The organism is Enterococcus sp. DIV0561, from assembly GCF_050539875.1.
In the GTDB taxonomy this organism is placed as follows: Bacteria; Bacillota; Bacilli; order Lactobacillales; family Enterococcaceae; genus Enterococcus; species Enterococcus faecalis.
In genome coordinates, this window is record NZ_CP172927.1 from 1,273,058 (window position 1) to 1,299,797 (window position 26,740).

The 26,740-nt window shown below is 37.9% G+C and carries 21 protein-coding genes and 1 riboswitch; of the genes, 13 read left to right on the forward strand and 8 right to left on the reverse strand.

Features of this window, described 5'->3' with window-relative positions; translation table 11 throughout:
* The 7 genes from IGM13_RS06230 to lpdA all read left to right on the forward strand — a co-directional run bounded on the left by IGM13_RS06230 (position 1) and on the right by lpdA (position 11,319).
* Positions 1-1,614 carry a glycoside hydrolase family 13 protein gene (locus IGM13_RS06230; RefSeq protein ID WP_002419787.1) on the forward strand — a complete coding sequence of 538 codons (1,614 nt, stop codon included), beginning with the start codon at positions 1-3 and terminating at the stop codon, positions 1,612-1,614.
* Between the two features lie 168 nt (positions 1,615-1,782).
* Positions 1,783-2,364: a TMEM175 family protein gene (locus IGM13_RS06235; protein WP_010715145.1), complete on the forward strand. Its 582-nt coding sequence runs from the start codon at positions 1,783-1,785 to the stop codon at positions 2,362-2,364.
* A gap of 81 nt (positions 2,365-2,445) precedes the next feature.
* Positions 2,446-2,613, forward strand: a riboswitch (M-box (ykoK) riboswitch).
* A 223-nt stretch (positions 2,614-2,836) separates the two neighbouring features.
* Positions 2,837-5,449, forward strand: coding sequence for a magnesium-translocating P-type ATPase (mgtA, locus tag IGM13_RS06240; RefSeq protein ID WP_002388982.1), 2,613 nt, complete (start codon positions 2,837-2,839; stop codon positions 5,447-5,449).
* A gap of 598 nt (positions 5,450-6,047) precedes the next feature.
* A complete protein-coding gene (gene pdhA, locus IGM13_RS06245; RefSeq protein WP_002357768.1) occupies positions 6,048-7,163 on the forward strand; it encodes a pyruvate dehydrogenase (acetyl-transferring) E1 component subunit alpha in 1,116 nt (371 codons plus the stop codon).
* Positions 7,164-7,165: 2 nt separating this feature from the next.
* On the forward strand, positions 7,166-8,143 hold the full coding sequence (locus tag IGM13_RS06250; protein ID WP_002357767.1) for an alpha-ketoacid dehydrogenase subunit beta: 978 nt from the start codon (positions 7,166-7,168) through the stop codon (positions 8,141-8,143).
* 142 nt (positions 8,144-8,285) lie between these two features.
* A complete protein-coding gene (locus IGM13_RS06255) occupies positions 8,286-9,905 on the forward strand; it encodes a dihydrolipoyllysine-residue acetyltransferase (RefSeq protein WP_002419785.1) in 1,620 nt (539 codons plus the stop codon).
* A gap of 7 nt (positions 9,906-9,912) precedes the next feature.
* A complete protein-coding gene (lpdA, locus tag IGM13_RS06260; RefSeq protein WP_002357765.1) occupies positions 9,913-11,319 on the forward strand; it encodes a dihydrolipoyl dehydrogenase in 1,407 nt (468 codons plus the stop codon).
* A gap of 112 nt (positions 11,320-11,431) precedes the next feature.
* On the opposite strand, the gene IGM13_RS06265 is transcribed toward lpdA, so the two are convergent.
* Positions 11,432-12,418, reverse strand: a complete 987-nt coding sequence (locus IGM13_RS06265) for a PocR ligand-binding domain-containing protein (RefSeq protein WP_002419784.1) — start codon at positions 12,416-12,418, stop codon at positions 11,432-11,434.
* Between the two features lie 160 nt (positions 12,419-12,578).
* Between IGM13_RS06265 and IGM13_RS06270 the strand changes: the two genes are divergently transcribed.
* The 5 genes from IGM13_RS06270 (at position 12,579) to IGM13_RS06290 (ending at position 16,634) form a co-directional block, all read left to right on the forward strand.
* Positions 12,579-13,718 (forward strand): glycerol dehydrogenase, encoded by a 1,140-nt coding sequence (locus IGM13_RS06270; protein ID WP_002363858.1) that lies wholly within the window; start codon positions 12,579-12,581, stop codon positions 13,716-13,718.
* A 12-nt stretch (positions 13,719-13,730) separates the two neighbouring features.
* Positions 13,731-14,129 (forward strand): dihydroxyacetone kinase phosphoryl donor subunit DhaM, encoded by a 399-nt coding sequence (gene dhaM, locus IGM13_RS06275; protein WP_002357762.1) that lies wholly within the window; start codon positions 13,731-13,733, stop codon positions 14,127-14,129.
* The gene (gene dhaK, locus IGM13_RS06280) at positions 14,130-15,113 is read left to right on the forward strand and encodes a dihydroxyacetone kinase subunit DhaK (RefSeq protein WP_002357760.1); all 984 of its coding nucleotides are present in this window, start codon (positions 14,130-14,132) and stop codon (positions 15,111-15,113) included.
* A gap of 12 nt (positions 15,114-15,125) precedes the next feature.
* On the forward strand, positions 15,126-15,728 hold the full coding sequence (gene dhaL, locus IGM13_RS06285; protein WP_002419783.1) for a dihydroxyacetone kinase subunit DhaL: 603 nt from the start codon (positions 15,126-15,128) through the stop codon (positions 15,726-15,728).
* Between the two features lie 123 nt (positions 15,729-15,851).
* Positions 15,852-16,634, forward strand: coding sequence for a hypothetical protein (locus IGM13_RS06290; RefSeq protein ID WP_002419782.1), 783 nt, complete (start codon positions 15,852-15,854; stop codon positions 16,632-16,634).
* A gap of 72 nt (positions 16,635-16,706) precedes the next feature.
* Here the strand turns inward: IGM13_RS06290 and IGM13_RS06295 are convergent, their stop codons facing one another.
* Positions 16,707-17,858: a hydroxymethylglutaryl-CoA synthase gene (locus IGM13_RS06295; protein WP_002357756.1), complete on the reverse strand. Its 1,152-nt coding sequence runs from the start codon at positions 17,856-17,858 to the stop codon at positions 16,707-16,709.
* Positions 17,859-18,043: 185 nt separating this feature from the next.
* Here IGM13_RS06295 and IGM13_RS06300 point away from each other — a divergent pair, with 185 nt between their 5' ends.
* Positions 18,044-20,455: a hydroxymethylglutaryl-CoA reductase, degradative gene (locus IGM13_RS06300; RefSeq protein WP_002419781.1), complete on the forward strand. Its 2,412-nt coding sequence runs from the start codon at positions 18,044-18,046 to the stop codon at positions 20,453-20,455.
* An 18-nt stretch (positions 20,456-20,473) separates the two neighbouring features.
* Here the strand turns inward: IGM13_RS06300 and IGM13_RS06305 are convergent, their stop codons facing one another.
* The 6 genes from IGM13_RS06305 to IGM13_RS06330 all read right to left on the reverse strand — a co-directional run bounded on the left by IGM13_RS06305 (position 20,474) and on the right by IGM13_RS06330 (position 26,644).
* Positions 20,474-21,526, reverse strand: a complete 1,053-nt coding sequence (locus tag IGM13_RS06305; RefSeq protein WP_002357754.1) for an AI-2E family transporter — start codon at positions 21,524-21,526, stop codon at positions 20,474-20,476.
* Between the two features lie 16 nt (positions 21,527-21,542).
* Positions 21,543-22,748: a YdcF family protein gene (locus IGM13_RS06310; protein WP_002382277.1), complete on the reverse strand. Its 1,206-nt coding sequence runs from the start codon at positions 22,746-22,748 to the stop codon at positions 21,543-21,545.
* 155 nt (positions 22,749-22,903) lie between these two features.
* Positions 22,904-23,104: a cold-shock protein gene (locus tag IGM13_RS06315; protein WP_002357750.1), complete on the reverse strand. Its 201-nt coding sequence runs from the start codon at positions 23,102-23,104 to the stop codon at positions 22,904-22,906.
* Between the two features lie 297 nt (positions 23,105-23,401).
* Positions 23,402-24,523 carry a hypothetical protein gene (locus IGM13_RS06320; RefSeq protein WP_002357749.1) on the reverse strand — a complete coding sequence of 374 codons (1,122 nt, stop codon included), beginning with the start codon at positions 24,521-24,523 and terminating at the stop codon, positions 23,402-23,404.
* A gap of 288 nt (positions 24,524-24,811) precedes the next feature.
* Complete coding sequence (locus IGM13_RS06325) at positions 24,812-25,948, reverse strand: hypothetical protein (RefSeq protein ID WP_002419780.1); 1,137 nt, start codon at positions 25,946-25,948, stop codon at positions 24,812-24,814.
* Entirely contained in the window at positions 25,949-26,644 is a 696-nt protein-coding gene (locus tag IGM13_RS06330) for an ABC transporter ATP-binding protein (RefSeq protein ID WP_025188653.1), read from the reverse strand.
* Between the last annotated feature and the right edge of the window lie 96 nt (positions 26,645-26,740).

Below are 26,740 nucleotides of genomic sequence, written 5' to 3' on the forward strand. Positions count from 1 at the left end.
ATGGAACAATGGTGGAAAAATGCTGTCGGTTATCAAATTTATCCTCGGAGTTTTAAAGATAGCAACGGGGATGGCATTGGTGATTTGCGGGGAATTATTGAGAAATTACCGTATTTAAAAGAACTAGGGGTCGATTTTTTATGGTTAAATCCGATTTACACTTCGCCAAACGTTGACAATGGTTATGATATTGCGGATTATCAAGGGATTCAGCCAGAATTTGGTACGATGGAAGATTTTCAAGAACTTTTGGATCAAGCGCATCAATTAGGTTTGAAGATTATTCTTGATCTGGTAGTCAATCATACCAGTGATCAACATCCGTGGTTTGTTGAAGCGAAAAAAAGTTTAGATAATCCGTATCGTGAGTATTATTTATGGGCCGATGCGACACCAGAACGTATGCCGAATGAATGGCAAAGCTTTTTTGGTGGCTCGACTTGGACGTATGACGAGGGTACAAAGCAAGCATATTTTCATGTGTTTGCAAAAGAGCAACCTGATTTGAACTGGAAAAATCCTAAAGTTCGTGAAGAGATTTATGCGATGATTCGCTGGTGGTTAGATTTGGGAATTGATGGTTTCCGATTGGATGCGATTAGTCATATCCAAAAAGAACCTTGGGATTTTAAAATTACCACGAATCCATGGGCTCCCTTTATGAATGTAAAAGGCATTGAAGACTATATGCTGGATTTGAAAGTTATTTTTGCTGAGTATGACATCATGACAGTGGGGGAAGCTAGTGGCGTTTCAAGTAAAAAAGCGGTGGAATGGACCAATGATGCGGGCTATCTGAATATGATTTTTGAATTAGAGCACAATGTTCGAGAAGGAAAGCCAGGAGAAGAACGGTTAAATATTTTAGGCTATAAAAAAGTAATGGCTCGCTGGCAAAAGCATTTAGGGACAGAAGGCTGGAATGCATTATATGTAGAAAATCATGATAATCCCAGAATCAATTCGATTTTAGGCAATGAAACCTCTCATTCTGCTAAGGCGATTGGAACAATGGCCTTGCTCTTGCGAGGAACGCCGTTTATTTATCAAGGACAGGAAATCGGCATGGTTAATTATCCGTTTCAACAGATTGACGAGTTAGATGCTAAAGATTCTCATAACCATTATCGTTTGCTTATAGAAAGTGGCTACGATGCGAAACAAGCATTAAAAGAAGTGGCGCATTGGACGCGGGACCATTCGCGTACGCCTATGCAGTGGACGAGTCAAGAGGCAAGTTCATTCACCTCGGGGCATCCGTGGTTAGCAATTCATCCCAATTTCAAAGAAATAAATGTGGCTGACCAAGAAACGGATGCACAATCCGTGTTGAATTATTATAAAAAGTTAATTGCGCTGCGGAAAGAAAATTCAGTCTTTACAGATGGACAGTTTGAACTATTAGCGCCCAATCATCCGTCTGTTTTTGCTTTTTTAAGAAAAACAACTGAGGCAACAGCGTTAGTGATTGTCAATTTAAGTGGAGAAAAATGCCAATTTGACTTGCCAAATAAATTACTAGGCAGAAAGTGGCAACAATTGTTAGGGAATCAAGATTTTACAGTGGAGAAACGAATGCAGTTAGCACCTTATCAGGCAGGAATCTTCCAATAACTGATTTGTTCTATAACGAGTGTAAGAGGCTTACTTTTAAGTAGGACTCTTGCACTCGTTTTTAGGAACTTCAACAACCGAGAGACTTCATAAATAATTGAATTTTTACAGAAATGCGTTATACTTACTTTGGGTAAGTTATTTAATTTTATGAAAGTAGGAGAAATGATGCCGAAAACACGTGTAGAAGCATTTACAGATGCAGTCATTGCGATTATTTTAACGTTATTAATTTTAGAATTAAAAATTCCTGAAAAAGCAGATTGGTCTGCTCTGACCCAATCTGGACACAAAATCATTATTTATTTAATTAGTTTTGTTACTTTATTGATTTATTGGAACAATCATCATCATTTATTTCAAAGCGTCCGTAAAATTGATGGACGTGTCCTTTGGATGAATAATTTTTTAATTTTGACGTTGACGTTTTTCCCGTTTGTTACTGGTTGGGTAGGTGAACATCCGTTTTCTTGGCCGCCACAAGCTTTGTATGGCTTAGTAGTATTAGGAGCTGATGTTGCTTATTATCTAGTGGTGCGGGCATTGATTCAGGCAAATGGGCCCAAATCCGAAGTACAACGTTTGTTTGGCCACTATCCAAAATTAACGCTTTCGATTGTGTTGAATATTATTGCGTTGATTGTGGGTAAAATGGTAGCGCCAATCGCTGTCCTGATTATTGATACGATTGTTTTAGTCATGTGGTTTATTCCTGAGCGAAAAGCAGAAATAAAGGAAACTTTAAAGTAGTTATTTTTTATTTATAACAAAAAAGTCATAAATCTTTTGACAAGAATGTCAAACTCCTCTATTATAAGAAGTGGATAAAAACTGAATAATTGTTAGGTGAGGCTCCTATTTGGACAAATGCTGCTGCCGCGAAAGGATCGAGAGACCCTTAGTTGGTTGAACAGGAATAATCGTGAAGGTTATTCATAATGTAGCTGATACATGTTATCTACGCCCTATAGTGCTAAAGCTCAACGATAGAGAATCTTATTTAAAGATGGTATTTTGGGACGTACTCTATTGTTGAGTAGGTCCTTTTTTGTGTGTTTGGCAAAAAAGCAATTATTCACTGGAAGTATAAATAAGAAAAAGAAAGGATGACTGTCATGGAAGACCCTGGAAGTGAACAGAGAAACAAAATACAGTCACCAACGAAAGGAGAAGATTTTAGTACTCTTTTCGGCAGGTGACCACAACCTTGGAGGAAAAGAAAATGATGAACAAAAAAACAATGGATATGAGAAAAGCAACCAAAGATCAAGAATTACGTAAATTGGCGTTGCTTTCTGAACGGGAATTAATGATGGAATTACGGACATCTGAAAAAGGACTCTCGAATGAAGATGCCGAAAAAAGATTAGAGGAATTTGGACCAAACGAAGTTTCTGCACAAAAGCCAACCCCAGCAATTATTTTATTTTTAAGTGCATTCAAAGATCCATTTGTCTATGTCTTAGCCTTATTGATGGTCGTTTCAACTTTAACGAAAGATTTCGAAGCCGCTATCGTGATGGGCGTGATGATTTTAGCCAGTGTCTTGATTGCTTTTATACAAGAATATCGTTCGCAAAAAGCGAGTTTGGATTTAAAAGAATTAATTGAAAACACCGCTGCAGTGACACGGGAAGGGATTACGAAAGAAATTCCAATGGACGAAATTGTTCCAGGAGACATTGTAACTTTAGCTACAGGAGACATGATTCCTGCAGATGCCGTGTTGATTTGGACCAAAGATTTATTCGTTAATCAATCGTCGCTAACAGGCGAATCCATGCCTGTCGAAAAATTTGTGGATGCAGGTGTGGATCGTCAACAAACAGAGGTTTCTGCATTAGATATGCAAGACCTAGTGTTTATGGGCACAGATGTCTTGAGTGGACAAGGAAAAGCGATTATTTTAAAAACTGGGCAACATACATTTTTTGGTGATATTGCTAAAAATGCTACGACGCAACGAGGAAAAACTAGTTTTGACTTGGGCTTAGCAAAAGTCAGTAAGTTTTTATTACGAATGGTAATGATTTTGTTTCCAATCGTTTTCTTGATTAATGGTTTAACTAAAGGTGCTTGGGGCGAAGCATTTTTCTTCGCGATTGCCGTTGCAGTTGGTTTGACACCAGAAATGTTGCCAATGATTGTTACGAGTAACTTAGCCAAGGGTGCATTATCCTTATCGAAACATAAAGTCATTGTTAAAGAATTAGCGGCTATCCAAAATTTGGGTGGTATGGATGTGCTCTGTACAGATAAGACTGGAACGATTACCGAAGATCGTGTAGTTTTGGTTCAACATTTGAATCCATTAGGTGATTTGAGTGACGAGGTTCTAAATTTAGCCTACTTAAATTCTTCTTATCAAACAGGTTGGAAAAATTTAATGGATATTGCCGTTATTAATTTTTATGAAGAGCATCAATGGAAAACGCCGTTTAAAAATGTCACTAAAATTGATGAAATTCCTTTTGATTTTTCCAGACGCCGCTTAACGGTTGTCGTAAATGCAGATGATCATCAATTGATGATTACGAAAGGCGCCGTGGAAGAAATGGAAGAAGTGTGCACGCATGCGCAAATTAATGGCGAAATTGTACCATTAAGCACTGCTGTACGAGAAGAACTACGCCGAGTGAATGTTCAAATGAACAAACAAGGGATGCGTGTGTTAGCGGTAGCTGTTAAAAAAGATGTCCATAAAGAAGCAGTTTATTCAGTTGAAGATGAAAAAGAGATGACATTGATTGGGTTTATGGGTTTTCTTGATCCAGCAAAAGAGTCAGCTGTCAGCGCTATCCGCTCCTTACATGAACATGGTGTCAACGTGAAAGTGCTAACGGGCGATAATGACATTGTCGCCAAAAAAGTCTGTAAAGATGTAGGCATTGAAGTTTCCCATGTGTTATTAGGTTCTCAAATTGAAGCAATGACAGATGAAGAGTTGCGGGCGCAAGTAGAAGAAACTAATTTATTTGCCAAATTAAATCCAATGCAAAAATCTAAAATTATTGAATTGCTACAAGCAAAAGGTCATACGGTTGGTTTTATGGGGGATGGGATTAACGATGCACCAGCATTACGAAAAGCTGATGTGGGCATTTCAGTAGATACTGCAGCTGATATTACTAAAGATGCTAGTTCGATTATTTTACTGGAAAAAAGTTTAAATGTACTGGAATCTGGTGTGATTGAAGGACGAAAAGTATTTAGCAATATGATGAAATATATTAAAATTACTATCAGTTCTAATTTTGGGAATGTCTTTTCAATTTTAGTAGCCAGTGCCTTTTTACCATTCCTACCAATGCTTTCCTTACAACTCTTGATTCAAAATTTGATTTATGATGTGGCTCAGTTGACAATTCCTTGGGATAATGTCGATGAAGAAGAGTTATTAAGCCCTGTTCGTTGGGAAACAAACGGCCTAGCGAAATTTACAGTATGTATTGGCCCGGTAAGTAGTATTTTCGATATTCTAACGTATCTTGTCATGTGGTTTGTGTTTAGCGCCAATAGTTTGGCAACTCAACATTTATTCCAAACAGGTTGGTTTATGGTGGGACTTGTTAGTCAAACATTAGTTGTTCATATGGTCCGGACGCGGAAAATACCATTCATTCAAAGTCGTGCGTCAATGCCTGTGATGTTAAGTAGTTTAGGCGCAATTTTACTCGGTTTCCTGATTGTAGCAACGCCTATAAGAGAGGTTTTTGACTTTGTGAAACTTCCGGCTAACTACTGGCCATGGTTCTTTGGAATCATCATTGCGTACATGTTAACTGTTGAAGTAGCTAAACGTTTATATATTAAAATTACCAAGGAATGGATTTAGTAAAATCTACTGAAAGAGAAAAGAATTTGCTAAGCTGTATTACTCATTTTGCGAAAATTTGGTGATTTTACGCAATGAATGTTCGTGATAAAACCTAAGGTAAAGTATTTGGTAAAAAAACGAGCAAAAAAAAATAAAAATTAACGAAAAAAACTTTGTTCTCTAAAAAATAAAAAACCGCATGCTGAGTAGGTTACTCGGCTGACGGTTTTTATTTTTTGGTTTTTTCAAGATAATTTTCATGAAAACACAAAGTTCGGAAATCAGATTACTAGCCAGCTCGGGGATAAGGGGGCTTGAATTAATAGAACTGTTATATAATATTTTCAAAATAGAATATAACAGTTAGAAGAAAAATAGTACAGAAGAAGTGTGAAACAGAAACCGTTTTCTTGTTTGTGAAAATTATCACTAAACCGCAAAAACATGCGGTTTTGCTCTTTTGTGAAAAAATGAAGAAATTAGAGTTTTTTTCTTGCGCTTTTTCGAATTTAGTGATAATTTGTTAAGTGTAGTCGATAAAAAGTAATACAGTTTCGCACTCTGTTTTACTTTTATCGAAATTAAAGAAACGTAATAGAGAGGATTGTGTGACAAAATGGCAAAGGCTAAGAAACAAAAACCTATTGACTTTAAAGAGCTAATGGCTAAAGTCGACGCTGATTTCCCAACTTTCCAAATCTTGGATCAAGATGGAAAAATTGTGAATGAAGATTTAGTACCTGATTTATCGGATGAGGAATTAGTTGAATTAATGACACGCATGGTTTGGTCTCGTGTGTTAGACCAACGTTCTACTGCATTAAACCGTCAAGGACGCTTAGGATTCTTCGCGCCAACAGCTGGACAAGAAGCAAGCCAATTGGCAAGTCAATTTGCAATGGAAAAAGAAGACTACTTATTACCAGGTTACCGTGATGTACCTCAATTAGTACAACATGGTTTACCATTAAGAGAAGCTTTCTTATGGTCTCGTGGTCACGTAGCAGGGAACTACTACGCGGAAGATTTAAATGCATTACCACCACAAATTATCATCGGTGCTCAATACATCCAAGCAGCTGGTGTTGCTTTAGGATTGAAAAAACGTGGAAAAGAAAATGTTGTCTTCACTTATACTGGTGACGGCGGTTCTTCACAAGGGGACTTCTATGAAGCAATTAACTTTGCTGGTGCTTACCAAGCAAACGGTGTCTTCATTATCCAAAACAATGGTTTTGCGATTTCTACACCTCGTGAAAAACAAACAGCGGCTAAAACTTTAGCTCAAAAAGCTGTTGCAGCAGGAATTCCTGGTATTCAAGTTGATGGTATGGATCCATTAGCAGTTTACGCAATTGCAAAAGAAGCACGCGATTGGTCAGCTGCAGGAAACGGTCCAGTTTTAATTGAAACATTAACCTATCGTTATGGTCCACATACTTTATCTGGAGACGATCCAACACGTTACCGTTCAAAAGAGATGGATGACGAATGGGTACAAAAAGATCCATTGACTCGTTTCCGTAAATATCTAACAGATAAAGGCTTATGGTCTGAAGCAAAAGAAGAAGAAATTATTGAAAAAACAAAAGAAGAAATCAAAGTAGCAATTGCAGAAGCGGATAAAGCGCCAAAACAAAAAGTTTCTGATTTCTTGAAAAATATGTTTGAAGTTCAACCTCAAACAATTAAAGAACAAATTGCATTTTATGAAGCGAAGGAGTCGAAATAAAAATGGCACAAAAAACTATGATCCAAGCAATTACAGATGCCTTAGCTCTTGAATTAGAGAAAGACGAAAATGTCTTAATCTTCGGTGAAGACGTTGGTAACAACGGTGGGGTTTTCCGTGCAACTGAAGGTTTACAAGAAAAATTTGGTGAAGACCGCGTCTTCGATACACCTTTAGCTGAATCTGGTATCGGTGGATTGGCTTTCGGTCTTGCCTTGCAAGGTTACCGTCCAGTTCCTGAAATCCAATTCTTTGGTTTCGTTTTTGAAGTATTTGACGAAATCGTTGGTCAAATGGCTCGTACGCGTTACCGTATGGGTGGAACTCGTAATATGCCAATTACTGTTCGTGCCCCATTTGGTGGTGGTGTTCATACACCAGAACTTCACTCAGATAACTTAGAAGGATTAATCGCACAATCACCAGGTGTTCGTGTTGTTATTCCATCAAACCCTTACGATGCAAAAGGACTATTAATTTCATCTATTCGCAGCAACGATCCAGTTGTCTACTTAGAGCACATGAAATTATACCGTTCATTCCGTGAGGAAGTGCCAGACGAAGCTTATGAAGTGCCTTTAGATAAAGCGGCTGTAACTCGTGAAGGAACAGACGTATCAATCATCACTTACGGCGCTATGGTTCGTGAAGCGATTAAAGCAGCTGATAGCTTAGCGAAAGACAATATTTCAGCAGAAATCATTGACTTACGTACAGTGGCTCCTTTAGATGTGGAAACAATTATTAACTCTGTTGAAAAAACTGGCCGTGTGGTTGTCGTTCAAGAAGCACAAAAACAAGCTGGCGTTGGCGCTATGGTTGTTTCTGAAATTTCTGAACGTGCCGTATTATCATTAGAAGCACCAATCGGACGTGTATCTGCTCCAGATACAATCTTCCCATTCGGACAAGCAGAAAATATCTGGTTACCAAATGCGAAAGATATCGAAGCAAAAGCTAGAGAAATCGTCGAATTTTAATAGTTATTCGAAGTAGATAAACGAAGAATTAAACAGGTGGATTACGGCTATAGGCATGAAATGTTCAGCTACTATAGTCGTTTCCCCGCGTTTTGCTCCTAAGAAAATAGACAGATCCAACGAAGAAGGGAAGACTTAAAAAATGGCTTATCAGTTTAAATTACCGGATATCGGTGAAGGGATTGCCGAAGGCGAAATCGTTAAATGGTTTGTAAAACCTGGCGATACAATCAACGAAGACGATACGTTATTAGAAGTACAAAATGACAAATCAGTGGAAGAAATTCCATCACCAGTAACAGGTACTGTAAAAAATATTGTTGTACCAGAAGGAACAGTTGCAAACGTTGGTGACGTGTTAATCGAAATCGACGCACCTGGTCACGAAGATAACGATGCAGCACCAGCAGCTCCTGCACAAGAACAAACACCAGCACAACCTGCTGCTGTACCAACAACAGAAGCAGCTGGCGGATTTTTCCAATTCAAATTACCAGACATCGGTGAAGGAATTGCCGAAGGCGAAATCGTTAAATGGTTCGTTAAAGCGGGCGACACAATTAATGAAGATGATTCATTATTAGAAGTACAAAATGACAAATCAGTAGAAGAAATTCCATCACCAGTAACAGGTACTGTAAAAAATATCGTTGTACCAGAAGGAACAGTTGCCAATGTGGGTGACGTGTTAGTTGAAATTGACGCACCTGGTCATAATTCAGCAGCACCGGCAGCCGCAGCACCAGCTACTGACGCTCCTAAAGCGGAAGTATCAGCTCCAGCCGCTTCAACAGGCGTAGTTGCAGCCGCTGATCCAAACAAACGCGTTTTAGCAATGCCATCTGTTCGTCAGTATGCGCGTGAAAAAGACGTTGATATTACACAAGTAACTGCAACTGGTAAAGGTGGCCGTGTCATTAAAGCGGATATTGATGCCTTTGTCTCTGGTGGTTCTCAAGCAGCACCAGCTACTGAAGCTGCTACAACAGAAGCAGCACCTAAAGCGGAAGCCGCTGCACCTAAAGCAGCGCCAAAAGCCTTTACTTCTGATTTAGGCGAAATGGAAACACGTGAAAAAATGACACCAACACGTAAAGCAATTGCTAAAGCAATGGTTAACAGCAAACACACTGCTCCTCACGTAACATTACATGATGAAGTAGAAGTTTCTAAATTATGGGATCACCGTAAGAAATTTAAAGATGTTGCTGCTGCAAATGGTACAAAATTAACATTCTTACCATACGTTGTAAAAGCATTGACTTCAACTGTTCAAAAATTCCCAATCTTGAATGCATCAATTGATGACGCAGCACAAGAAATTGTTTACAAAAATTACTTTAACATTGGTATCGCTACTGATACAGATCATGGCTTATATGTACCAAATGTTAAAAATGCTAATACGAAGAGCATGTTTGCTATCGCTGATGAAATCAACGAAAAAGCAGCATTGGCTATCGAAGGTAAATTAACTGCACAAGATATGCGTGATGGTACAATCACAATTAGTAACATTGGTTCAGTCGGTGGCGGCTGGTTTACACCAGTAATCAACTACCCTGAAGTTGCTATTTTAGGCGTTGGTACAATTGCACAAGAACCAGTTGTTAATGCAGACGGCGAAATCGTTGTGGGACGCATGATGAAATTATCATTAAGCTTTGACCACCGTATCGTTGACGGCGCAACTGCTCAAAAAGCAATGAACAACATTAAACGCTTATTAGCTGATCCAGAATTACTATTAATGGAAGGATGATTAACAAATGGTAGTAGGAGATTTCGCCATTGAACTAGATACAGTCGTAATCGGAGCTGGACCTGGAGGATACGTTGCTGCAATTCGTGCCGCAGAAATGGGTCAAAAAGTTGCGATTATCGAACGTGAATACATCGGAGGCGTTTGTTTAAACGTTGGATGTATTCCTTCAAAAGCTTTAATTGCTGCTGGACATCATTACCAAGAAGCACAAGATTCTTCAACTTTTGGTGTAACAGCTAAAGGAGTCGAATTAGACTTTGCCAAAACACAAGACTGGAAAGATAACACAGTTGTTAAATCATTAACAGGCGGCGTTGGCATGTTATTGAAAAAACACAAAGTAGAAATTATTGAAGGCGAAGCATTCTTCGTTGACGAAAATACATTGCGTGTTATTCACCCAGACTCAGCACAAACTTACTCATTCAATAATGCTATTGTAGCAACAGGTTCTCGTCCAATTGAAATCCCAGGATTCAAATTTGGCGGACGTGTGTTAGATTCTACAGGTGGTTTAAACTTAAAAGAAGTTCCTAAAAAATTCGTTATTATCGGTGGCGGTGTCATCGGTGCTGAATTAGGTGGCGCTTATGCTAACTTAGGTTCAGAAGTAACAATTTTAGAAGGTAGCCCATCAATTTTACCAACTTATGAAAAAGATATGGTTAAAGTTGTCACAGACGACTTCAAGAAGAAAAACGTAACAATCGTGACTTCAGCAATGGCTAAAGAAGCTGTTGACAATGGCGATAGCGTCACTGTTAAATATGAAGTTAACGGAAAAGAAGAAAGTGTTGAAGCAGATTACGTAATGGTTACTGTTGGACGTCGTCCAAACACAGACGACTTAGGCTTAGAACAAGCGGGCGTTGAAATTGGCGAACGTGGTTTAATCCCAGTTGATAACCAAGGACGTACTAACGTGAAAAACATCTTCGCAATCGGCGACATCGTACCAGGTGCTGCGTTAGCGCATAAAGCAAGCTACGAAGCAAAAATTGCTGCTGAAGCAATTTCTGGTAAGAAAGTTGCAGTTGATTACAAAGCAATGCCAGCTGTTGCCTTTACTGATCCAGAATTGGCAAGCGTTGGTATGACTGTTGCAGAAGCAAAAGAAGCGGGAATCGAAGCAAAAGGTTACAAATTCCCATTTGCTGGTAATGGCCGTGCAATCTCTTTAGATAAAACTGAAGGATTTATGCGTTTAGTTACAACTGTAGAAGACAATGTCATCATCGGTGCACAAATTGCCGGTGTCGGTGCAAGTGACATGATTTCTGAATTAGCTTTAGCTATTGAATCTGGCATGAATGCAGAAGACATTGCTTTAACAATCCACCCACACCCATCATTGGGCGAAATTACTATGGATACAGCTGAATTGGCTTTAGGTTTACCAATTCATATTTAATAGTATCACTTTGTCGCACGACAGATATAATGCGCCTTTTGCACTTGTTGCATTAGCCACAGCAAGAGCAAAAGGTGTAAAAAAACAACGACTTCTAGGAGTCGTTGTTTTTTTATGTTCTGTTCTTTCTTTTACGGTATTTAAGGGGTGTTTCACCCGTTTCTTGTTTAAAGATACGGACAAAATAGCTATCTTCAACAAACCCTAAATCTTCACTGATTTGGGCAATTGTTTTATCTGTCTCCAAAAGAAGTTGTTTAGCCCATGTGATTTTTAATTGTCGATAAAATTGACTAAAGGGAATACCAAACTCCTCTTTTAATAAACGACTTAAATACGTCGGTGTCAAATGAACAAGGTCTGCCAGTTCTTGTAAATTTAAACGCAGCGATTTGTTTTCCCAAAGGGCATCTAAAACCGGTTGTAATTGCTTATTTTTAGTTTGATAGGCACTTGAAGGAGTTAATTGAGCAGTTAATAAAGTTTGTTGAATATCTTTTTGGATCATATTCAATGGCTCCAGCTCTTCTTTTCGCGAACTAATCTGTAAGGATTGTTTGTACGTATTGATTAAATAATCTTTTTTGATGGCTTCAGAAATAATATATTGGCTTAGATCAGCGATTAATGTCGCGCTCTTTTCTAAGTCTGCTAGTTCTAAAACAGGGTATTGTTGATACAGCTCTTGGTGTGTTACTAAAAATTCTTGAATGAAGGCATCATTCATGGTTAAAACCTGTTCTAACTCTTCTTGGTGATCTTCGAGCAAAACTTCACCAGCCATAATGGCTCCTACATACTGGTTATCAACAATAATGGGGATGGCCATATCAACGATGTTAAAGTGACAACGGTAGATAAAAGGCTGACCAGTGCGAACAGCTTCCAAGCCACCACGAGCATCACATTTTTCACAAAGTTTCGAGAGCTCAGGGGAGTGACGTACCAGTTGGCAAAAGGGTTGAACTTGACTATGTTTCGTCACAGGTCGACCTTTATAATCGACTAAAATAATGGCTAAGCGAGTGCTTAAGGCCAATGATTCTTGCAATTTTTCCCACTTTTCTAAATCTAAAATATTTTTTAATTCTACAGTCATAAGGCAATCCTTCAATCTAAAGTTTAAAAATCATAATATTTTATTATTTCACAAAATAATTCTATCATTTTTTGCAAGAAAACGATACCAAAAGTTCAATGTTTTTCGGATGAAAGCGTTTTATACTATGTATGTAAACAAAATATAGGAGGCTATCAACATGAGAAAAGCATTGATTTTACCAACGAAATATGTTCAAGGGGAAGATGAATTACTAAACTTAGGTTACTTCGTTTCAACTTTTGGAAAAAAAGCGTTACTAATTGCAAATCCTGCTGACGTTGATCGTGTACGTCCACAATTGGAAGAAACAGCGAAAAAGTTTGACATTACCTTCGTAGAGGGTGGCTTTAGTGGAGAAGTAACGCGTGAAGAAACAAAGCGCTTGCAAAACGTTGGACAAAAAGAACAAGCAGACTGTATCATTGGTTTAGGTGGCGGTAAAGCAATCGATGCTTCAAAAGTCGTAGCAGAAGGTGAAAACTTAATTATTGTACCAACGATTGCGGCTCAAGATGCACCAACTTCGCATTCAGCTGTACTATATCATGAAGATGGCTCATTTGATGATTATGCTTACTTTAAACAAAGTCCAAGCGTCGTGATGGTTGATACAAAAGTGGTTGCCAAAGCGCCAACTAGATTTTTAGTTGCTGGAATGGGGGATGCCTTATCCACATATTTTGAAGCACGCGCAACACACAATTCATATTCTCGGGTTAATGCTAGTTTGCCAATGGGTTCAAGAGAAGGCTTAACGCCCGCTGCTAGCGGCACATATGCAGCTTTGGCCATGGCAAAACTTTGCTGGGAAAACCTACAGGAAGATGGGTTAAAAGCGAAATTAGCTTGTGATGCAAATGTGGTTACTGAATCATTGAATAAGATTATCGAAACAAATATCTTACTTTCAGGGTTAGGTTTTGAAAGTGGTGGTTTAGCTGCAGCGCATGCGATTCATAACGGTATGACAGTCTTACCTGGTGCGCACAGTTATTTACATGGTGAAAAAGTAGCCTTTGCAACGATTGCACAACTTGTATTAGAAGATGCAGCAAAAGACGAATTAGAAGCTGTTTTAGACTTTAGCGCTTCTGTAGGTTTACCATTAACTCTTTCAGATATTGGTGTCGATGAAATCACTTATGAAGAAGCGTTGGAAGTAGCCAAAATTGCTTGCATTCCAGAAGAATCAATTCATTCAATGCCATTCCCAATTGTCGTTGAAGAAGTAGCGAATGCAATCATTGTTGCAGATAAAGTCGGACAAGAATATAAAACAAGACATAAATTAGATTAAGGAAGTGTCCACATGAAAGCAGATATTTTACTCGTTTCACATAGCAAAATGATTACAGATGGTATTAAAGAGATGATTGAACAGATGAACGCCAGTGAAGAAATTACGATTCATTCACTTGGTGGCACATCAGATGGTTCATTAGGTTCAGATCCAATGAAAATCATTGACACGATTAACGAAGCGGACTCTGACCGAGAATTTTTAATTTTTGCCGATTTAGGCAGTGCCGTTTTAAGTTCAGAATTAGCTTTTGATATGCTAGAAGAAGACCAACAGAAACATTATCATTTAGTCGATGCACCATTGGTTGAAGGTGCCTTTGCGGCAGCAATTACTGCAGGTGTCTCAGATGATTTGACGCAAATTTTAGCAGAAGCTCAAAATGCTGGTAAGAAAGGGTGGAACTAAATGAAAAAAATTATTAATGAACCTGGTAAAATTGTCGAAGAAATGCTCCAAGGAATTGTGAAAAGCTATGGAAACCTTGTTCATCAAGTCGAAGATTCTCGCGTGATTGCTCGCAACGACTCAAACAAACAAGTTGGGCTAGTATCTGGTGGTGGAAGTGGTCATGAGCCTGCACATGCTGGGTTTGTTGGTGATGGAATGTTAAATGCCGCAGTTTTAGGTGATGTCTTTACTTCACCAACACCAGATCAAATTTTAACAGGGATCCAAGCGGCAGACCAAGGGGCCGGTGTTCTGTTAATCGTAAAAAATTATACAGGCGATATTTTGAACTTTGAAATGGCCAAAGATATGGCTGATATGGAAGACATTCATGTAGAAATGGTCGTTGTCGATGACGATATTGCAGTCGAAGATAGCACCTATACCGCTGGAAAACGAGGCGTTGCCGGGACTGTTCTTGTCCATAAGATTTTAGGACATCATGCCCGCCAAGGTGCTTCTTTAGAAGAGCTCGTTTCTTTAGGAGAAAAGATTGTAGCAGCCACGAAAACAATTGGAGTGGCTTTAAAAGCAGCCACTGTGCCTGAAGTTGGCAAACCAGGTTTTACTTTACCAGAAGATGAAATTGAATTTGGCGTAGGGATTCACGGAGAACCAGGCTATCGTCGTGAAAAAATCCAACCATCGAAAGAGTTAGCGAAAGAATTAGTTGAAAAAACATTAAGTAGCTATGAACAACAACCACAAACAGTGGGGGTACTTGTCAATGGCATGGGCGGCACGCCATTAATGGAACAATTTGTATTTATGAACGACGTGCTAACATTATTAGAAGATAAAGGTGTTCAAGTGACCTTCCATAAAGTGGGTAACTATATGACGTCTATTGACATGCAAGGATTATCTTTAACGATGATTGACTTGGCGACAAAAGACTGGCAAACAGCGCTAGAAAGCAATGTAACAACAATTTCTTGGTAAGGGTGATAAAAGATGGAATTAACAGTAAAAGACATTCAAACATGGTTAGACAATTATTCAAAAGTTATTGAAGAAAAAAGAGACTATTTAAGTGAATTAGACACGCCGATTGGTGATGGGGATCATGGTAACAACATGGCTCGTGGTATGGCTGAATACAAAATTGCGTTTGACAAAAAAGTACCAACAACAATCACGGAGACATTTAAAGTCCTATCCATGGCTTTGATTTCAAAAGTTGGCGGAGCTTCTGGTCCTTTATATGGTACTGCGTTTATGAATATGACTAAAGCGACAAAAGATTTGGAAACCATCAGTTCGCCAGAGCAATTAAAAGAAATTGTTCAGCAAGGTCTAGCTGGGATTCAGATGCGCGGCAAAGCTGAACCAGGAGATAAAACGATGGTTGATGTCTGGGCACCTGTTGCTGAAGTAATTGGAACGGAACAATTTAATGAAGAAAAAATTGAACAATTTGCTGAAGCAACAAAAGATTGGGTGGCGAAAAAAGGACGTGCCTCTTATTTAGGGGAACGAGCAATTGGTCATATTGATCCAGGCGCAGCATCTAGTGCATTATTATTTGAAGAACTAGTCAAAGTAATCAATCAATAACAGTGAGAAAAAAGTTTAGCAAGTGCCTCTCTTGAAGCGCTTGCTAAACTTTTTTATAAATAATGGTTTCTTTTGTTCATCTATGGGATAATTTAAGTAACAAAAAATAACAAAGATAAACAAATGGGGGATTTAAAGATGAAAAAGCATGTGATTGTGGGATGTTTATTAATCGTTAGCTCAATGTTTGTAAGTGCTTGTGGAAGTTCGTCAGACGTGACCACGGAAAAAACCAGTGTCACAAAACAAGTCGAAGCTACGGGACAAAGCACATCCTCTTCCGTAGACCAAACCAAGTATGATGCCATTATTACAGAAGCTAAAAAGTTAACGGCAGAGGGGCAATATAAAGAATCAGAAGAAAAATTAGCTACGATTCCTGTTAGCGATTTAGGGAAACCTCATTATTCAATCGTTAAAGAAACGGTTGAGAAACTAAATAATCAAAATAATGAAGGCTTAAAAAGACAAGAAGAAGTCGCGGTTGAAAAGCAAACGAAGTCGAGTCCGGCACCAACGGAATCACTTAAACCAATTCCAGATGGATTTGCTAAATGGGCAACCACGTATCTTTTTTATTATCCACGAGGAGATCAAAAGCAAGCGGGTTTAATCATTGAAGCGAATGGAGCGGTCACGCAGACGAATACGAATGGCGAAATTTACACAGGAAAAGCCGAAATAAGTGGAGCTTCGGGCACTATTTTAAGTTATGATACGACTAATTATCGCCCGACGACCCAACCAGCTACAAAATCGATTACTCCAAATGTTAAAATCACTGTTACTTGGAACAATGGCGGCGGTGTTGATGTTTATTATGGCTACGTTTCTTATTCACAACGTTTAGCTTTGACAGATGGTATCGCCGTGACAGACGGGGTCAAAGAAGTTTGGCTTTCATAAAAAGAGCTAGACATTCAAGCAAAAACTTGAATGTCTAGCTCTTTTGTTGATTGAATCGGGGGATTTAAATACTTAGTTTCGATAAGAACGAACGGTATTATTAATAGCAGAAATACTATATTTTAATTCATCTTCTAACGTTTGATCAATGTCTGTGTCTAAAGTTTCTGCAAACATGGCTTCATATTCAGCGATAGAAAGTTCTGTCCGATTATCCAGCAGTGCTAAATGAGTTTCTTTTTGTAAATGATTTTGATAACCAGCTACTAATTCACCAGTGAAAAATTCAGCGACAGCACCAGAACCATAACTGAATAACCCAATTTGATTGCCTGCGGTTAAAGTCGTTGCATTTTCTAAAAGGGAAATGAGTCCCAGATAAAGTGAACCCGTATACAAGTTTCCTACGCGACGACTATAGATGATACTTTCTTCATAACGAGCTAAAATTCGTTCCTGTTCTGCTTCAGTTTGGTCAGAGATTTTTGCTAATAAGGCTTTTTTGCCCATTTTTGTGTAAGGAATATGGAACGCTAAAGCATCATAATCTGCAAAATCAAGACCGGTCCGTTTTTTATGTTCATCCCAGACTTGGGCAAAAGATTGGATGTAGGTTTCGTTTGACAAAGGACCATCGACCATAGGATACGGATGGCCTGTTGGACGCCAAAAGTCATAGATATCTTGCGTCAGCATCACATTATCCTCTTTTAAAGCCAAGATGCGCGGTTCACTAGCAACTAACATTGCAACCGCCCCAGCTCCTTGTGTAGGCTCACCGCCAGAATTTAAGCCATATTTTGCAATATCTGCCGCGACAACCAAGACTTTTTTATCTGGATGTAAGGCGACGTGATTCTTAGCTAACTGTAAGCCTGCTGTTGCTCCGTAACAAGCTTCCTTGATTTCGAAAGAGCGAGCGAAAGGTTGAATCCCCATTAAACGATGTAAGACAACTGCGGCCGCTTTTGACTCATCGATACTGGACTCAGTCCCGACAATCACCATATCAATGGCCTCTTTATCTTCTTTGGTCAAGATGGCTTCTGCGGCATTGGCTGCAAATGTCACAATATCTTGGCTGATTGGGTTCACCGCCATTTGGTCTTGCCCAATACCAATATGAAATTTCCCAGGGTCTACATTTCTGGCTTCAGCCAGTGCCGTCATATCAATATAATAAGGGGGCACAAAAAAACTAATTTTATCAATCCCAATTGTCATTTCTTTAACTCCTTTACGATAAATAGATTCATTATATAAAATAGCACGAAATGAACCAAAATGGGGAATTTTTGTATTAACTTCATAGATTATTAAAAAATATCTTATAAGTCTGTTAACATTCAGTAATTGGCACTTGTGATTCTGGGATTTTATGATATATTTCAAGATGGAGGTGCATTTAGTTGAAAACAGTAGTTATTATTGATGCATTACGAACACCAATTGGAAAATATAAAGGCAGCTTAAGTCAAGTAAGTGCCGTAGACTTAGGAACACATGTTACAACACAACTTTTAAAAAGACATTCCACTATTTCTGAAGAAATTGATCAAGTAATCTTTGGAAATGTTTTACAAGCTGGAAATGGGCAAAATCCCGCACGACAAATAGCAATAAACAGCGGTTTGTCTCATGAAATTCCCGCAATGACGGTTAATGAGGTCTGCGGATCAGGAATGAAGGCCGTTATTTTGGCGAAACAATTGATTCAATTAGGGGAAGCGGAAGTTTTAATTGCTGGCGGGATTGAGAATATGTCCCAAGCACCTAAATTACAACGATTTAATTACGAAACAGAAAGCTACGATGCGCCTTTTTCTAGTATGATGTACGATGGGTTAACGGATGCCTTTAGTGGTCAAGCAATGGGTTTAACTGCTGAAAATGTGGCCGAAAAGTATCATGTAACCAGAGAAGAGCAAGATCAATTTTCTGTACATTCACAATTAAAAGCAGCTCAAGCACAAGCAGAAGGGATATTCGCTGACGAAATAGCCCCCTTAGAAGTATCAGGAACGCTTGTGGAGAAAGATGAAGGGATTCGCCCTAATTCGAGCGTTGAGAAGCTAGGAACGCTTAAAACTGTTTTTAAAGAAGACGGTACTGTGACAGCAGGGAATGCATCAACCATTAATGATGGGGCTTCTGCTTTGATTATTGCTTCACAAGAATATGCCGAAGCACACGGTCTTCCTTATTTAGCTATTATTCGAGACAGTGTGGAAGTCGGTATTGATCCAGCCTATATGGGAATTTCGCCGATTAAAGCCATTCAAAAACTGTTAGTACGGAATCAACTTACTACGGAAGAAATTGATCTGTATGAAATCAACGAAGCATTTGCAGCAACTTCAATCGTGGTCCAAAGAGAACTGGCTTTACCAGAGGAAAAGGTTAACATTTATGGTGGTGGTATTTCATTAGGTCATGCGATTGGTGCCACAGGTGCTCGTTTATTAACGAGTTTAAGTTATCAATTAAATCAAAAAGAAAAGAAATATGGCGTGGCTTCTTTATGTATCGGCGGTGGCTTAGGACTCGCTATGCTACTAGAGAGACCTCAGCAAAAAAAAAACAGCCGATTTTATCAAATGAGTCCTGAGGAACGCCTAGCTTCTCTTCTTAATGAAGGCCGGATTTCTGCTGATACAAAAAAAGAATTTGAAAATACGGCTTTATCTTCGCAGATTGCCAATCATATGATTGAAAATCAAATCAGTGAAATAGAAGTGCCGATGGGCGTTGGCTTACATTTAACAGTGGACGAAACTGATTATTTGGTACCAATGGCGACAGAAGAGCCCTCAGTGATTGCGGCTTTGAGTAATGGTGCAAAAATAGCACAAGGATTTAAAACAGTGAGTCAACAACGCTTAATGCGTGGACAAATCGTTTTTTACGATGTTGCAGACCCCGAGTCGTTGATTGATAAACTACAAGTAAGAGAAGCGGAAATTTTTCAACAAGCAGAGTTAAGTTATCCATCTATCGTTAAACGCGGCGGCGGCTTAAGAGATTTGCAATACCGTGCTTTTGATGAATCGTTTGTATCTGTCGACTTTTTAGTAGATGTTAAGGATGCAATGGGGGCAAATATCGTTAACGCTATGTTGGAAGGTGTGGCCGAGTTGTTCTGTGAATGGTTTGCGGAGCAAAAGATTTTATTCAGTATTTTAAGTAATTATGCCACGGAGTCGGTTGTTACGATGAAAACGGCTATTCCAGTTTCACGTTTAAGTAAGGGGAGCAATGGCCGGGAAATTGCTGAAAAAATTGTTTTAGCTTCACGCTATGCTTCATTAGATCCTTATCGGGCAGTCACGCATAACAAAGGAATCATGAATGGCATTGAAGCTGTAGTTTTAGCTACAGGAAATGATACACGCGCTGTTAGCGCTTCTTGTCATGCTTTTGCGGTGAAGGAAGGTCGCTACCAAGGCTTGACTAGTTGGACGCTGGATGGCGAACAACTAATTGGTGAAATTTCAGTTCCGCTTGCTTTAGCCACGGTTGGCGGTGCCACAAAAGTCTTACCTAAATCTCAAGCAGCCGCTGATTTGTTAGCAGTGACGGATGCAAAAGAACTAAGTCGAGTAGTAGCGGCTGTTGGTTTGGCACAAAATTTAGCGGCGTTACGGGCCTTAGTCTCTGAAGGAATTCAAAAAGGACACATGGCTCTACAAGCACGTTCTTTAGCGATGACGGTCGGAGCTACTGGTAAAGAAGTTGAGGCAGTCGCTCAACAATTAAAACGTCAAAAAACGATGAACCAAGACCGAGCCTTGGCTATTTTAAATGATTTAAGAAAACAATAAAAAATAGTTCAGCAGAAATTATTCTGCTGAACTATTTTTTTTCACATTAGGTAGCCGTTTCAGGCCACGAATCGGTTTTACTTTTAAGACATCTAAGAAGAAAGTGAATACAGGGATTCCTACAATAAGTCCCCATACACCAAAGAGACGCTCACTAACTAATAAGATGACAAACGTATAAAAGATTGGTAACTCTGTTTTACTAGACATGAATTTAGGATTTAGCACGTAAGATTCAAATAAATGGACGATTGTAATTAAAGCTAAGATATAAATCACATCGTTCAAGCCACCTTGGGAATAAGCGATGAAACTTAGCGGAATGCAAGAAATAATCACACCAGCAACTGGGACTAAGCTCAAAATGAAGATCATAATGGCTAAACTAGGTAACTGAGTAAAGCCGATTATCGCCAAGGCCAAGGTAGTAATGACTGTATTCACCACAGCAATGAAAAACTGAGCTTCCATTACGACACCAAATGTGTTAACGAACTTGTTGGCGAAATAATAGATATCCTGAAAAAACCAATCAAAATCACTTTTTAAAAATAACTTAGAAAAATCAGCCATTTGCTTCTTCTCAATCATAAAGAAGAAACTTAAAATAAAGGACATGACAAATGATAAACCGACAGCGCCAATATCTTGAATGTAGCGTAAAATCATTGAAGCGCCATTCTGGAGTTGAGAGAGTAAGTTAGATTTTTCCAAGTATTGATCAATAAATTGCAATACTTGATTTGTATCTGTATGTGGACTTTGATAAAAATCAACTACAGAATTAATCATTTGAGTCGTTTGGTTAACTAGAACGGGAACATATTTAGTAATCGCTAAATAGATTAGAAAAACAACCAATGCATAGGTTAAGAGAACGATGACAATCGTCGGGATTTTCATATAGCGTTGAACAAAATGGACCAAACGAACAGCTAAATAGGTAAAGATAAATGTTAAAAGAATTGTTGTAATCATGCTTCTGGATAAATAAAGCACAAAAATAATCAAAGCAAGGACGCAAAAACGTCGCAAACGTTCATTTTGAATAAATTTTTGATACAAACTCATAGGGGAAACTCCTTCTTTACTGAATAATCAATCCTGTTAAGAATAACATAACCATACCGATGGCAGCTAGGCCGCAAACAATAATATGGCGACGTTTGTACATCACTACAATGGCGATGAACTCTCGAATAAACGCGTTAGGTAAAAAATAAAAAGCGGTTTTTGCACCAATGCCATCAGCTTTTAAGCCAGCCATTCGAGCGAAAAGACCCGCTCGGAAAAGGTGATAATTGTTTGTAGTAAAAATGGCTTGGAAATTAGCATTTCCAAAATCCTCAATCATTGTTTCTTTGGAAAAACGCATATTTTCTAGTGTGTTTTTTGAATGAGCTTCTACTAAAATATCATCATCAGGAATACCTTGTGTCAAAGCATACATTTTCATCGCGACACTTTCAGGAAGTAATTCATCGGGGCCTTGGCCACCAGACATGACGATTTTTGGTGGATTTAACGTTGCGCGATTTTGAGCCTTGTAAAATTGAATGGCTTTGTTGATGCGGGCTTGCAATAACGGCGGCACAATCTCACCATTGATTAACCCCGAACCTAACACAACAATATAATCCTGTGTATATTTTGGCTGATTAAATTGATACAACGTAGAAACAGTTAAAAAATTATAAAAAACAAACGCGAAATAAGTCAAAATAAATGGCGCAATAGTTAAGGGTAAGGAGAGCCACGTTGGTAACAACGATTGAAAAAAGAAATTATAGATTAATAGTAATGTTAAGCCAATTGCCAGCAACAACGTCAACAAGTTCCCTAGAGACCGACCTTCTTTTCTCATAACAACGACCGCATTCCAATAAAGGAAAATAATTAAGGCATAGAGTCCTAAAGCCAAAGCGATAAAAATCGCCAGCAGGGCAATAATTGCTAAGGTGATTAGAAAGTAGTTGTTTGTACGAATCGCAGTAATCCCTAAATAAGTCGCTAGAACCACAAGAAAAATATTAAATAATGTTCCATTCAGTAAACGCCTTTTTTCTTTGAAGTAGAAGAGCGCAAACAAGCCAAAAAAAGCAATGGGAATTAAAAAGAAGGCTGTGCCACGAATGATTTCTAAATATAAAACATATGAGAAGAACATAAAGACAGTCCAGCCAAACATCCACGGCAACCAATCGTGTTCTTTTTTCTTTTTCCGCCACGAGGGAATGAAAAAGAGACCCAATAAATAAACACCTAAAAAGGTTAAATCACCATAAAATTGCATAAATAAACTCCTTTAAAACATTTTTCCTCTTCAGTATAACGAAAACTCTTCAAAAAAAATAGAGGAAGCACTTAGTTTCAGAAAGTTTTCTTGTTCTTTTTTTTATAAAAAAAACCTGACGATTAACGTCAGGTTTTTGAGTCAGTATTGTTTAATTAAGCTTTAGTAACGTTAGTTGCTTGAGGGCCACGTTGACCTTCTTCGATTTCGAAAGTTACTGCTTGACCTTCTTCTAAAGTTTTGAAGCCGTCACCTTGGATAGCTGAGAAATGTACGAATACATCGTTTCCGTTTTCTGCAGTGATGAAGCCAAAGCCTTTGTCTGAGTTAAACCATTTTACTGTACCTGTTTCCATAATAAATATCCTCCTAGATGTGTGTTATAACACATTCATATTTTGCAATTACTTGAAAGGTGAAAAATGTGGAAGATGTTTATTTGAAACAGCTACCCATATTACCGAACAAAAACTACATCTATTACTATAGCATACTAACTGGTTTTTGTATAGCGATAACCTTATTTTCTTTTTTATCGGATGTTTTTTAAAAACTAGAAAGTGAAGATAAGGCTGTTATAGTGCTGTTTCAATAAGTCTCAGAAAAAAAGCCCATTGTAAGGCGCTTTCTTACAATGGGCTTTTTGCCTGTTTTTAATAACGGAGGATAGCCGCTAAAGATTTTTCATCTGGTGCAGCTTTTTGGTCTAAAACAAAAACTTGACCGCCGTTTTGAATGACTTGATAAGCAATAGTGTTTAAAAGTTTGCGACGATCGTACTCTTCAGATGACATTTCATTGTTTTCAGTAACAAAGAGTGACGTTGCAATAAAAAGATGGGAAATTTTGCCGTCAGCTGCCGCTGGCGAAATATCTGTAAATTGATCTAAGAATTTACGATCTAGTAATTTGTTATAAGAAGCTGTTTCTTTTTCTGTTAACTCTGCAGCTATTTTTTCACTAGCGCTGCGGATATCTTGAATGGTTGCTTGTGCAGGTGAAGCAGCAACTGAAATTGAGCAATCATAATAAGGGTTTTTAGCAATCTTTTTAAAGAGTGTTTGGTTTTCTGGTAAAGCATAAAGATAAAGCGGTAATTTTTCAGGATTATCCAGTTGATCTTTTAAGAAAGTATCGACTGCTTGATAGTAGTTCACCCAATCAATTTCAACTTCTTTATCTTTAGTATTGATGCTATGATAAGCGACACCTTCTTTAGAACCGTTAGAACTACCTTGAGTTGAAAAGTTTAAATTACCCCCCGTTAATTCATCACCTAAAGCTGTGACCACGTCTGTTGGTGCATCTTTAGGCAATTCAACAGGAGTCACAGTCGTATGATCGACCTTGTAAAGTTTCATTGAATCGCGATTTAGAGCAAGTAGGTAATAATGGTAGTTAAATTGTTTGTCTTTGACTAGTCCAAGTAAATAAGGAATCGTGTCCACGTAATATTGATCGTCAACGGGCACATCTAATCGTTGAACAAAGGTGTTCTCTGGAGATAAGATGATTGAAACACTTGCTGTGCCGTTGCGCCAGAAGGAAGCATCAGCTAGAAGTGCGTCAATTTTTTCTTGAAAAACAGCCCATTTTTCCTCAGGAAATTTTTTTTCAAAGCGTGTTTTTGCCGCTTTTGCAAAATTTTTCAAAACAAGCGAATCTTTTTCTACGTTTTGATGAGCGACATGGGTGTTAAACAAGAAAGTAACAAACGGTCCATGAACTTCTTCAGAAAATAATGTTGATAAGCTATCTTTTTTTTGATTTGCCATAATAAAATCCCCCTTCTAAAAGTAAGTGTAGCACAGGAAATCGAATGTTTAAAACAATATGTTCAATAAAAGAAAACGCTTTAAAGAATCTAAATAAAGGACTGTTAATGGTGTTCTAATAAAAGTTTTATAAAAAATATAGCTGAAACTCATGATAAAAAAGGCACAAACTACTATACTTACGTTATGCCAATTATCCCGAATTGGTTTTTTCATACTTACTCCTACCAAGAGTAAATAACAACCTTCATTTCCACCACAGACGACGGTCGTGGTGGTTTTTTTTGTTTAGGTTCTAGTTTTTTTTGCTATCAACTTTTGAGAAGGACAGAGCAAGATAGTTAGAGAGGTTATGACAAGTACGAGAATGGTGAGAAGAGTTATTAAGATACCGTTTTGATAGGTTAACAATGGATTTCGCAAAGGTCTCATAATGTCACCACCTAATAGAATATGAGGCATATCCAAGTAGCTTAAGAGAATGTAAGGTTTTAAGTTCTCGTTAAGTAACGTATTGAGTACATCGTATTGTCCGATCACTAATGGAATAATTAAAACAGAGAGATTTAGAATTAAATTACTTGTTAGAATGCTGAATACTAAACTTAACAATGCTAGAAATGCTAGAAATAATATAAAAAAGAAGATTGTTTTAACGACAAAGTCACCTGTTGCTATCAAATTGACTTCCGTATTTTTCGAACTGGTGGCAATCGGGTAATTAAACACACCCAGTCCATTTTTCAGAAAGACAAATGCAAGTACAAGGAGAAATGCGCTGAGTAGGTTTGCAAAGAGCGACAAAACAATGGCAAAAAGTTTGGTGTAATATGTTCGTACATAAGAGTTAGGAGAAACACAATACCAAATGAAATTATGTTTTTTATAGTCTAAATTAAATAAATAAGCAATCTGGAAACTAACCAGAATTAAAATAATTTGCATTAATTGAGGAGAAGAAAAAACCAAATTTAGATATTGGATCACGCCCATCTTTTTTGGATTATCACTCGTTTTATTTAGCCCATTGTTTTTTAAATACTCCAGTACGGCCACTATACTTTTTTGTTCACTAATTGATCTAGCTTGCAAACTACCATCTAGAATTCCTTCTAGCGTTTTTTTTTCCAAGTTATACTCATTTTCAACAATCGCTTTTTGATCTCCTTTCTTTAGAGAATCAATGAGTTTTTTTAAATAACCATTTGTTTCCTTGATGTCTTCAACGATTTTTGTTGCAGTTGGGTCATCTTTGATACTTTCAATCGTTGTTATGCCGGCATAGTAATTATCTTCGTAATATTTTACATAATTAAAATTGGCATTTCCTAGAAAAAAAGGAACGCTAATAACGAGAACGAATAATGCAAACAGAAAATAAGTGGTTTTCTCTCGAAAAATTTTAATTAGTTCAAATTTTATCATTTAGGCACGACCTTTCGTTGCATATAGTTCGTAGTATTCTTCTTTTAATTGTAGATAGTCTAGTGACGCTGATTTCAGAATACCGCTATCTAAAAAATAAATTGCATCACAAAGCTTGCTTATTTCGAAAATATTATAAGATGACAAAAGTAATGTTTTTCCTTGCTCTTTTAAAGTAAGAAAGACGGTTGCTAGGTACTCAACATTTTCAATATCGAGACCATTTAATGGCTCATCAAAAATCAGAAAAGACGCACCACTAGCGATGGCGACTGAGAGCAAGGCTTTTTGCTTCATACCTGCAGAAAGGTGTTTAATTTTTTTGTTTATGTACGTGTTAACACCGACTAAGTTAATGATTGATTCAAAATTAGCATCATGTTTCCATAACTTGGCCGCTACTTGCATATTCTCGTAAACGGTAAGATTTGCAAATAATTGATTCGCGGATTCTATGAAAAAGATTTTTTTATTGTAGTCAGTTCTGTTTTTGATTGATGTTTTGTCAACTATTACTTCACCAGATTCGAGCGGGATAAGTTGGACGATTGATTTAAAAAAAGTCGTTTTTCCTGTACCATTTGGGGCAACAATACATGTGATTGATCCCGTATTTAATGTAAGCGACAAGTTATTCAAGATGTTTTTATTGTTCAATGCTACGCAGATCTTGGTTATTTCTATTGAATTATTCAATTTTTCCCTCCTTTTATTAGAAATTAGTTATATAGATTATGTTAACATTAAATTAAAGAAAGAGAAAGGTTGTTTTTCGAATGATTATTTGATGGT